9 protein-coding genes and 2 pseudogenes are annotated in these 9480 nt (G+C 41.9%); 7 read left to right on the forward strand and 4 right to left on the reverse strand.

Annotated elements, in window-relative coordinates:
* Positions 1 to 175: 175 nt before the first annotated feature.
* Positions 176 to 655: a hypothetical protein gene (locus O9295_RS09905; protein WP_288032847.1), complete on the forward strand. Its 480-nt coding sequence runs from the start codon at positions 176 to 178 to the stop codon at positions 653 to 655.
* A gap of 164 nt (positions 656 to 819) precedes the next feature.
* On the opposite strand, the gene O9295_RS09910 is transcribed toward O9295_RS09905, so the two are convergent.
* Together O9295_RS09910 and O9295_RS27345 are read right to left on the reverse strand one after the other, a co-directional pair.
* The gene (locus O9295_RS09910; RefSeq protein WP_061430381.1) at positions 820 to 978 is read right to left on the reverse strand and encodes a microviridin/marinostatin family tricyclic proteinase inhibitor; all 159 of its coding nucleotides are present in this window, start codon (positions 976 to 978) and stop codon (positions 820 to 822) included.
* A 212-nt stretch (positions 979 to 1190) separates the two neighbouring features.
* Positions 1191 to 1400 (reverse strand): annotated as a pseudogene (locus O9295_RS27345) (MvdC/MvdD family ATP grasp protein); the annotation flags it as partial.
* 78 nt (positions 1401 to 1478) lie between these two features.
* Here O9295_RS27345 and O9295_RS09915 point away from each other — a divergent pair.
* The 4 genes from O9295_RS09915 to dndC all read left to right on the forward strand — a co-directional run bounded on the left by O9295_RS09915 (position 1479) and on the right by dndC (position 5918).
* The gene (locus tag O9295_RS09915; protein WP_190722322.1) at positions 1479 to 2267 is read left to right on the forward strand and encodes a class I SAM-dependent methyltransferase; all 789 of its coding nucleotides are present in this window, start codon (positions 1479 to 1481) and stop codon (positions 2265 to 2267) included.
* A gap of 39 nt (positions 2268 to 2306) precedes the next feature.
* Entirely contained in the window at positions 2307 to 3041 is a 735-nt protein-coding gene (locus O9295_RS09920) for an SDR family oxidoreductase (RefSeq protein WP_287669660.1), read from the forward strand.
* A 269-nt stretch (positions 3042 to 3310) separates the two neighbouring features.
* On the forward strand, positions 3311 to 4261 hold the full coding sequence (locus tag O9295_RS09925; RefSeq protein ID WP_353737385.1) for an HNH endonuclease: 951 nt from the start codon (positions 3311 to 3313) through the stop codon (positions 4259 to 4261).
* A gap of 4 nt (positions 4262 to 4265) precedes the next feature.
* A complete protein-coding gene (gene dndC, locus O9295_RS09930) occupies positions 4266 to 5918 on the forward strand; it encodes a DNA phosphorothioation system sulfurtransferase DndC (protein WP_288032848.1) in 1653 nt (550 codons plus the stop codon).
* 29 nt (positions 5919 to 5947) lie between these two features.
* Here the strand turns inward: dndC and O9295_RS09935 are convergent, their stop codons facing one another.
* Positions 5948 to 6139, reverse strand: a complete 192-nt coding sequence (locus tag O9295_RS09935) for a hypothetical protein (RefSeq protein ID WP_104397014.1) — start codon at positions 6137 to 6139, stop codon at positions 5948 to 5950.
* 61 nt (positions 6140 to 6200) lie between these two features.
* Between O9295_RS09935 and O9295_RS09940 the strand changes: the two genes are divergently transcribed.
* On the forward strand, positions 6201 to 6893 hold the full coding sequence (locus O9295_RS09940) for a M15 family metallopeptidase (RefSeq protein ID WP_288032849.1): 693 nt from the start codon (positions 6201 to 6203) through the stop codon (positions 6891 to 6893).
* A gap of 243 nt (positions 6894 to 7136) precedes the next feature.
* Here the strand turns inward: O9295_RS09940 and O9295_RS09945 are convergent, their stop codons facing one another.
* Positions 7137 to 7541, reverse strand: a complete 405-nt coding sequence (locus O9295_RS09945; RefSeq protein ID WP_061430386.1) for a response regulator — start codon at positions 7539 to 7541, stop codon at positions 7137 to 7139.
* Positions 7542 to 7623: 82 nt separating this feature from the next.
* Here O9295_RS09945 and O9295_RS09950 point away from each other — a divergent pair.
* Positions 7624 to 9357: pseudogene (locus tag O9295_RS09950) on the forward strand (DNA gyrase/topoisomerase IV subunit A); the annotation flags it as partial.
* Between the last annotated feature and the right edge of the window lie 123 nt (positions 9358 to 9480).

The following is a 9480-nucleotide window of genomic DNA, read 5'->3' on the forward strand; positions in this document are numbered from 1 at the left end:
TAATCTAAGAACTGACGATTTTCTACAAGTTGTGTGAACGGTAAGACTAATGTAAAATGCTGCAAGGCATCTGATTGCTAGACAGCCGATTTGTATTCTTTTGCCTTACCATGGATTTTATATGACTGAAATCCCGACCAACCAATCCAACTTAGTGATTTTAGGAGTCTCATCAATGACGGAAACTACTGAAACGGCCATTCCCAATGATTTTCTCGGAATTAATCCCACAGACATCAACAAAAAACTTGTCTCCTGGGGAATTTCTCTGGATGAAGTTGTTCAAAAACTTGCTTCTCTGGGACTCCCCGGCATTATTTTCATTATTGCTGTTGCCGCATCCGGTGGTACTGCCTATCCGATGATTTACGCACTTTTTGGGTTAGGCGGTCCGCTGGGACTAATTGGTGGACTTGGGGTCTTAGGCCTCTCTACCATTATTGGCGACATTGTGACGGGTTATGGCATTGAGGCACTGCTTAAAACGGTCTATCTCAAACGTCGTGAAACAGAAACTCAAGAATATCTCATCAATGAGGTGGAAGGTTTGCCAATTTCTCAAGTTCTAAAACTTAACCTGAAAAAGGCTATTGAAGTAGAAATTGCTGCCGAAGAACCCATTGCTCCCAAAGAAGTCGAAATTGCTGAAGAGTAGTTGTGACTTGACTAAGCACCTTCTCCCCCCGCTGCCCTCACCGGCAAATTGACTTTTTCAGCAAACCCTAAATACAACAAAAAACCGCCATAAATCTTACTCCTGCTTGACCTATGGCGGTGGTTGTTTTCTGTGTGAATTACTGAAAGCAATCTTTAAATTAATTAACTATCTTCCCAGTCAGAAGGCCATTTCCAAGTCCAAACGGGAGCCGGTTCAGAATCGGGGGGGGAATCGGGAGTCGGATCCTCGTCTTGGTCCACAGATAGAAAACGAGCAAAGAAGGGGATTGCTTTACTTTGTTCGGTATTGGGATAATTCATGGTCATTCCTAGTTTTGAGTAGCAGCTTTTTCAAGATAGCTGCGATTACCTTGTGATAGTAACATATATTGCCGTCTTACTCAAGTCAAATACTCACCTTACCCGCACTCCCATGGGTGACACTTATAGCTTTATTCAGGGTCATCAGGTACGCCAATTTTCTTCCCTGTTCTCCGCTCCCCATTCCTAATTCAAAAGCGATAACTTCTGTCCCTCACCAGATATGATAATATAGATTGATGGTTATAGGTTAATTGATAAAAACTTTTTTTACCATTAAATTGGGCTGTTAGTTGAACCTCTAAGGGAAATTTATCAGTATCTAAGGGAAAAGGTGTGGCTCCTTTTTTTTATATCGCCTCAGCCACGCGGTCAATATCTAGTGCCTTAACAGGAGTTTGGCAAGCATTACTATAACCCACTTCCCACTTCCCGCTCTACTAAGCCCAATCGTGTTAAACTAATGTAGTTTTTGCCGAAACAGTTAAGTGAGTTTAACAATGGATAAAAATGAATGGATTAGTAGATTCGATGATTTAATTTGTAGTCCTTCGATTCGAGAGTTTTATGGTGAAAGAGAGTTTTTTAATGTCGGTTATTGGCTCTCCCATACCCAAGATCAACAGGAAGCATCCTCTACTCTGATGGAGAAACTTTTAGAATTTATTCCCAACAAACAGGGAACAATTCTTGATGTTGGCTGTGGTTTAGGAGCAACTACCCATTATCTTCTCAAATATTACCCATTGACAGCAATTGTGGGGATTAACATTTCTCCGACACAAATTGCCAGAAGTCTCTTGAATTTTCCCGAGGGTAAATTTCTGTTAATGGACGCAGTAGAGATGGATTTTGCCGATCATTCTTTTGAGCAAATTATTTGTGTAGAAGCGGCTTTTTATTTTAATACCAGGCGGCAATTCTTGCAAGAAGCTTGGCGAGTATTAAAGCCGGGGGGAACCTTAATTCTCTCAGATCTGAGTTTTGCCACAACAGAACTTTTAGGTGATTGGACAGTTCCCCAAGCAAACACGGTCAAAGATAGGGCAGAGTATCAAAATCTTTATCAACAGGCAGGGTTTAAAGATGTTCAATTTGTCGAGGTGACGGAGGAGTGCTGGTTCAGACATTTTCGCCATCTTAAGTCTTGGTTAACAGAGGAATTGCAATCGGGAAAATTAGACGAAGAAACCTATAATTTAAACATTAAGGCTCTGGATAATTTGCTAAGTTCCTCGGCCATAACTTATTGGTTAGTTGCTGCCCAAAAGCCAGTCAATATACTGTAATAGTTGTAAGTTTTTCTTGAATTTTTGGAGACAAAAAAAATGTTTGATTCCTTATCGGGTAAAAAAGTCGTTATTATTGGTGCAAGCTCCGGGATTGACCTAGCGATTGCCGAAAAATTGCTCTCCCTGGGGGCAAAAGTGGTGCTTTCCCATGCTTCTCAAGAGAAATTAGCTGCCGCTGTTGCCCTAATTTCCGGGGAGATTGAAGCCAAAACTGTTAATTTTTTAGAAGAAGATTCTGTTAATGCCTTTTTTGCAGAAATTGGCAACTTTGACCATTTAGTAGTCACCTCTCTCGGAGACAGAAATATGCCGCGAGCCTTATTAACCGAAATGACCGCAGAAACGGCCCGGGGAGGTATGGAGAAATTCTGGGGAACCTTTTTAGCAGTGCGTGGCTCCCTGAAAACTTTGGCCAAGGACGGTTCTATTACCCTGACATCCAGCGTCACTATGTTCAAATATTCCAAAATGGGCGGAATTTCCGTCATAGCCGCCGCTAATAGTGCCGTAGCCGTATTTGGACGCGCCCTCGCCCTAGAACTCGCTCCTATTCGCGTTAACGTTGTTGCCCCCGGATTAATAGAAGATACAAGCATCTGGACCAGTCAAGGTGATTCGGAACGCTCCGACCTGAGCAAATGGGCGGTTTCTGCTCTACCTGTCGAACATTTAGGGCAACCCGAAGAAGTCGCCCTAGCAGTATTGAGTTTGATTATCAACCCCTATATGACAGGGGTGGTTTTACCCGTGGACGGTGGAGTTACTCTTTAATCCCTAACCGGACTTAAACCCTCAACCCGGGAAAGTGATACTAAATCCTGTTTAAAGGGTATAGGAGGGAGTGGGAAGCGGGTTTTTAAAGTTGCATTAAGGGTTGATCATAGTACATAAGTTCGACTTTGCGATCGCTTGTCAGCCGCGCTCGATCGATGTTATTATGACTATCTCTCTAGGCTTTCTGTATTTTTCCCTCTCGGTGGGATGTTTTTCTGTATGCTGGTAATAGTTTCCTTTTTTTATCCGCATATCTCCCCCCCCCTATGGTCGATAGTCTTCCCCTACGCAATTTAAAATATTATTGTGAAAGATTCGCATCTTTGAATGTTAATGTTAGTAAAAAAAGAGGTAATGCTCAATATAAACCAATTTTACTTTTATCAGTTATCGATCTAATTTCACAGGGATTAATCACGGAAAATAAAATTTTTGTTTCGGATGAATTAATTAATACATTTAATAAATACTGGAATGTTTTATCGTCTCAATACGAGGGGGGGTTGTATTATCCATTTTTTCACTTACAAAGCGAAGGATTCTGGTATTTAAGATTAAAGCCAGATTTTAATGGGCTACAGCCAAAGTCAATGAAAAAACTCAAATTAGCTGTAGAATATGCCTCATTAGATGAGGATTTATATAATTTGCTTCAAGACCAAAATTGTCGTCAAGAATTAATAGACACTTTAATATCAGTATGGTTTTTATCATCTCAAAAAGAAATTAGTGAAATATTGACTATTAACACTAACTTGCAGGATGTAAGTACGGAAGAATTATCAATATTCGATAATGTAGAACAGGAGAAAAAATTCTACCTACGAAAATCTTTAATAAGAAGTGCTTTTTTTCGTAAAGCAGTCGTTTATATATATAATTATCAATGCTCTTTTTGTGGTCTTAAAGTAAACCACTCCTTGACACAAAGTATTGTCGATGGCGCACATATCAAACCTTTTGCTAAATTCTATAATAACCAGATAAACAATGGTTTATCTCTGTGTAAAAATCATCATTGGGCATTTGATCAAGGATTATTCACAATTGATAATCAATACAAAATTATTATCACAGAAGATTTTGAAGAAGTTTCACCGAACGCAAAGTCTATAAAAGATTTTCATGGTGAGAATCTTATACTGCCTGATAATCACGAATATCTGCCTAATCTTGAATCCGTAAAATGGCATAGAGATAATATATTTAAAGGTTAAATTTATGAGAAATAATGTTATTTTTGGCGAGCAAACACAGATAAATATTTTTCCTTCTAGAACTGTTGATGACTTTGTTATAGACGTTGAAATAATTACAAAAGAAATTCAAAGTTTATATCTTTCTAACAGTATTCCATTTGTTATAGGTTACTCAGGAGGAAAAGATAGTAGTGCTGTTGTTCAGTTAATTTGGAATGCAATCAGCAAACTTTCCATCGAGGAGCGTCATAAAAAAATTTATGTAATGACTACAGATACTCAAGTTGAAAATCCTCTTGTATCTACTTGGGTTAAACAATCTTTAGCCAGAATGAAAAATGAAGCTAAAATGCAGCAGATGCCTGTAGAACCTTATTTATTACGCCCAGAAATAAAAGATACTTTTTGGACTTGTTTAATTGGTAAAGGCTATCCTGCACCTCGTCATGGATTTCGTTGGTGTACTGAAAGACTAAAGATAACACCAACAAATCATTTTATTCGTCAGCAAATTCGAGAAAATGGCGAAGTTATTCTTATGCTCGGTACAAGAAAGGCTGAGAGTAATAAACGTGCTTCAACAATGAATAAATATGAAATTAATAGCTTTCAAGAACAACTTAATCTTAAGGAGAATATTAGTAAACCATTGCGCTATAGTGGTAGCCTTCCCAATGCAATTATTTATAGCCCTTTAGAAGATTGGCGTACTGATGAAGTATGGATGTACTTAATGCAGTGGGAAAATCCCTGGGGAGGAGATAACAAAGAATTATTAGCAATGTATAGAGGAGCGACTGCGGATAATGAATGTCCCCTAGTGGTAGATACTTCCACTCCTAGCTGTGGAGATTCGCGTTTAGGTTGTTGGGTGTGTACGTTGGTGAATAAAGATAAATCGATGGAGGCAATGATACAGAATGACCAAGAAAAAGAATGGTTACAACCGCTTTTAGACCTTCGCAACGAATTAGATATAGAAGATGACCGACCAAAACGGGATTTTCGCCGTATCTTTGGGAAAGTACAATTATTTGAAAGAAACTTAAATGGAGAAATATCGATCGAACCCATACCCGGTCCTTATACTAAACAATGGCGAGAATATTGGCTGAGAAGGGTATTAGAAGCTCAGGAGAGCGTGCGTACTAATGCCCCAGAGGAGATGAAAGATATTACCCTAATTACCACGGAGGAACTCAGCGAAATTCGCCGGATTTGGAGGGAAGAAAAGCACGAATTTGATGACCAATTACCGAAGATTTATAAACAAGTGACTGGAGAAACTTTTCAAGACCCGCGACCGGGGGCGGATAATAATCTTTTGGGGAGTGAAGAATGGGATATACTCGCGGATATCTGTGCCGAGGATTCCATGCACCTAGAATTATTGGCTAAACTTATCGATACAGAACGTCAATATTTTCTCAAAATCTCTCGAAAGGGTATTTACAAAGACCTAGAAAAATGCTTTGAGTCTAGTTCTCGTAGTAAAGAGGAAGCGATCGAAAATGCTCGTTATGTCTATGATCTAAAGAATGCCGCTCAAAGTGGTAATATTGCCCAGGTGAAAGAACAACTCAAGGAGAGTTTTAGTGAACCGGAAAAAGACCCGCAAAAACAGTTAACTTGGGCCAGTATGAAATTCCCTACAACCGTTGAGGAGGAAGAATAACGGGATTATGTAGGGTTTGCTGAATAAATCTAACAACCTTGTTGGATAAGGTTTTTAGACTTTTTTCCCTCAAAAAGTGCCGACCCTTGTAGTGATTGGGGGGAAAATCCCTGGACTTTTTCCCTGAAAATTAGGTAATTGACCACCTGAAAATGGGTAAAACCCCACACCCCACACCCCACACCCCACACCCTACCCCCACGAAAAACTTTTTGCCGCAAACCCTATGTAAACTGGCGATCGAGTTGACCATCAATAAAATTACTGTTTCCCGATGACGAGATGAAACCCTACCAAAAAATTCCTATTCGTGAATGTGGGGAACCCCTAGTACCTATACCCGCAGATAAATTTGTTATCCCTTCTCCCCACGCTTACGAGAAATTAGGGGCTAATTATCGGGGTAAATCTCCCTATTTTTTGCGACAAGGGGTGTTAAATGCTCTGATTGACGCTCAAAACCGCCTGCAAGTCTATCAACCTGGTTGGCAAATTTTGATTTTTGATGCCTATCGACCGGTGGAAGTGCAACAATTTATGGTCGATTATAGTTTTCAGAGTCTCCTAGACACAAAAGGATTAGCCAAAGAGAAACTATCGGAGGCAGAAAGTCAAGCGATTTTAACAGAAGTTTACACTATTTGGGCGGTTCCCAGCGATAATGCCGCCACTCCGCCTCCCCATAGTACCGGAGCGGCGATCGATATTACCCTGGTGAACGAGAAGGGACAAGCCATCCCCATGGGGGGGGAAATCGATGAGATCAGTGAGCGATCGCATCCCGATTATTATATCGCCGCAAAAAGCCCGCGAGAACAGAGTTATCATCAAAAACGAGTTTTATTGGCTAAAGTGATGGAGGAGGCGGGATTTAGCCGACATAAGGGGGAATGGTGGCATTTTTCCCTAGGGGATCAGATGTGGGCCTGGTCGCTCGATCGAGCCTACGCCATCTATGGCAGAGTGGAGGATTAAGTAGGGTTTGCGGCAAAAAGTTTCTTGTGGGGACAGGGTGTGGGGTGTAGGGTTTTACCGATTTTGAGGGGGTCAATTACCTAATTTTCAGGGGAAAAGTCCAGGGATTTTCCCCCCAATCACTTCCGTCGCCGGTACTTTTTGATTGACAAAAGGTCTAAAAGTCTTACCCAACAAGGTTTTTAGATTTATTCAGCCCACCCTAGATCAATACTGATATACTAACAAAAGAAGACTCAAAGCTTAGACCAGCTTCTGATCGATGATCGCCAAAATTTGATTAACAAAAGCTTGGTGATCAACCACTGGTTTAGAAATATAACCATCGGCCTGACTCTGCTTGAGAAAATTCTCTCGATCGCCCTCCATAGCGTGAGCGGTGACGAGAATAACGGGTAAATCGGCGGTTTCGGGGTTAGCTTTGAGAATTTGGCTGATTTTAATGCCATCTACCGCTTTCCCTTCATAGACACTATGGGAGAGGGAGACATCCATTAAGATCACGTCCGCTTCCTTATCCCGAGCAATACGAAGCACTTCTTCCACGTCTTCGGTCCCTTTAACCTCTAGACCACCTCGTTTGGTCAAAATTTTGGCAAAAACGCGAAAATTAATCGGGTCGTCTTCTACAATCAAAACAGTCGTCATAGGGATGCTCAGGGATAAACAAGGTTAAAACGGACAAAATGCCTTATGATTCACAGCTAGACAGATTGAAAACGAGAGACTCATGGCCAAACAACTGGATTTCTTAGCTAGTGGTCAAATTATACCCACGGCCTTACACCAAGAGATGGAACGATCCTATCTAGAATATGCCATGAGTGTGATCGTGGGGCGAGCCTTGCCGGATGTACGCGATGGACTAAAACCAGTGCATCGTCGCATATTATACGCTATGCACGAACTGGGTTTAACTCCCGATCGCCCTTTTCGCAAATGTGCGCGGGTGGTGGGGGATGTCTTGGGTAAATATCATCCCCACGGCGATCAGTCAGTGTACGAGGCACTGGTTCGTATGGTACAGGATTTTTCCAGTCGTTACCCACTTTTATCGGGCCATGGTAACTTTGGTTCGATCGATAACGACCCCCCGGCGGCCATGCGTTATACAGAAACCCGTTTGGCCGGCATCGGTGATCAGGCGGTTTTAGGGGGAATTAGCGAAGCTATCGTTAATTTTACCAGTAATTTTGATAATTCTCAACAGGAACCCGTTGTTTTACCCGCTCAGTTACCGATACTGATTCTTAATGGTTGTTCAGGTATTGCGGTGGGGATGGCGACTAATATTCCTCCCCATAATTTAGGGGAAGTGGTGGAAGGTTTAATCGCTTTGATTGATAATCCCGATTTAAGCGAGGAAAAGTTAGTAGAAATTATCCCCGGTCCCGATTTTCCCACGGGAGGCGAGATTTTAGATGATACCGGCATTCGGGAGGCTTATCGCACCGGTAGGGGGATTATTCCCGTGCGCGGAGTGGCGAAAACTGAAACAATTATCATTGAGGGCAAGCGCCGAAGGGAAAGGACGGCAATTGTGGTTACTGAGTTGCCTTTTCAGGTGAATAAGGCTGCATGGATCGAAAAAATCGCCGAATTAGTCAATTTAGGGAAATTGGAGGGAATTGCCGATATCCGCGATGAAAGTAATCGCGAAGGCATTCGGGTGGTGATTGAATTAAAGCGGGAAAGTCAACCGCAGCAGGTTTTGGCGGCTTTATACCAACAAACGGCCCTACAGACTAATTTTGGGGCGATTATCCTCGCTTTGGTCGATAATCAACCCCGGCAGTTATCTTTAAAACAAGTTTTACAGGAATTCTTGCGCTTTCGAGAAACGACTCTCACCCGTCAGTATGGCGATGAGTTGCAACAGGCCAGCGATCGCTTACACCTAGTCGAGGGTTTATTATTAGCTTTGCAGAATATCGATCGAGTGGTGGATATTCTCAAAAATGCTCCCGATGGGACGACGGCTAAGTATCGTTTTCAGGCAGAATTGGGCATTAGTGACGCTCAAGCTGATTCTATCTTGGCTATGCCCCTACGTCGTTTAACCGGTTTGGAAAGACAAAAATTAGAGACGGAAGCGACGGAATTACAAACAAAAATTCAACAGCTGGAAACCCTCCTCCATAACCGTCAGGAGTTTCTCAAGTCTCTGAAAAAAGAATTGCGCTCTTTAAAGAAAAAATTCGCCGATAGCAGACGGACAAAAATTCCCACTGGCAAGTCGGGGGACAGGAGACAGGAGACAGAAGGGAAGAAACTGGATTCTGTGGTTAAAAAACAGGAGACAGGAGACAGGAGACAGGAGACAGGAGACAGGAGACAGGAGACAGCAGGGAAGAAACAGGATTCTGTTGTTAAAAAACAGGAGACAGTCCCGATGAAAAAATTTTCACCACCAGAGACGAAAGAGGTTTCCTTACCTACACCCCACACCCCACCCCCCCCACCCCACACCCCCCACCCCACACCCCCCCACCCACAACCCCATTAAAGTGACAAAGGGAGAAAAAAGTTTTAGTTGGTCAAAAAAAAGAGGAAAAAAGTAATAAAAAAATGGTGCTGTATAAATTAA

Source organism: Microcystis sp. LE18-22.4A (genome assembly GCF_027531105.1).
GTDB lineage: Bacteria > Cyanobacteriota > Cyanobacteriia > Cyanobacteriales > Microcystaceae > Microcystis > Microcystis aeruginosa.